We start from the raw sequence: 795 nt of genomic DNA, 5'->3' as shown, positions 1-795 counted from the left end.
TAGGGCGTGTCATCAATTAGGTAAACTGGGACAGTAGTATCTCATCCCATCGAAGTTCAATGACGACCCGACGCTATGCGCTGCGCGATGACCAATGGGACCGCATCAAGGATTTATTGCCGGGACGCGAAGGCGCAGTTGGGGTTACGGCAACCAACAATCGACGGTTTGTTGAGGCGGTGCTGTATCGGTATCGAGCGGGCATTCCTTGGAGAGACTTGCCAGAGCGGTTTGGCCATTTTCGCAAGGTTCACACCCGCTTTCGGCGCTGGGCTAAAACAGGGGTTTGGGAACGGGTGTTTCAAGCGCTGGCTGAAGACGCCGACAACGAATACGCGATGATTGATGCAACGGTTGTGCGTGCCCACCAGCATAGTGCTGGGGCAAAGGGGGGGATGCTGACGCCCAAGCCATCGGTCGCAGCAAAGGCGGATTGAGCACCAAGATTCATGCCACGGTTGATGCGCTGGGCAATCCGACCGGTTTTCACATCAGCCCCGGCCAAGCCTGCGACCTGGATGGGGCTGATGTGCTGTTAGAGGACATCAAAACCGATACGATACTGGCCGACAAGGGCTATGACGCCGACCAACGGGTGCTTGAGCGATTGAAGCAACAGGGCAAGATGGCGGTCATTCCGCCCAAGCGCAACCGTAAGACCCCACGGGACTATGACCGGGAGTTGTACAAAGCACGGCATCTCATTGAAAATTTCTTTGCCAAGCTCAAGCAGTATCGAGCCATTGCCACTCGCTACGACAAGCTAGCCGAAACGTTTCTCAGCGCGATTTACAT

1 protein-coding gene is annotated in these 795 nt (G+C 55.6%); it reads left to right on the top strand.

Translation table 11 applies throughout. From position 1 onward, the window contains the following. Positions 1-59: 59 nt before the first annotated feature. Positions 60-795, top strand: a protein-coding gene (locus VB780_RS08470; protein ID WP_416349214.1) for an IS5 family transposase whose coding sequence is annotated in 2 segments (ribosomal slippage) — positions 60-395 and positions 398-795 — 734 coding nt annotated over the 2 segments. Because the reading frame shifts where the segments join, the coding sequence is not laid out codon by codon here. This gene is flagged as partial in the annotation.

Origin of the sequence: Leptolyngbya sp. CCNP1308, from assembly GCF_034932455.1 — a bacterium.
In the GTDB taxonomy this organism is placed as follows: domain Bacteria; phylum Cyanobacteriota; class Cyanobacteriia; order Phormidesmidales; family Phormidesmidaceae; genus Nodosilinea.
Note: the sequence above shows the minus strand (reverse complement) of the source record. Positions and strands in the feature narration are given on the sequence as shown.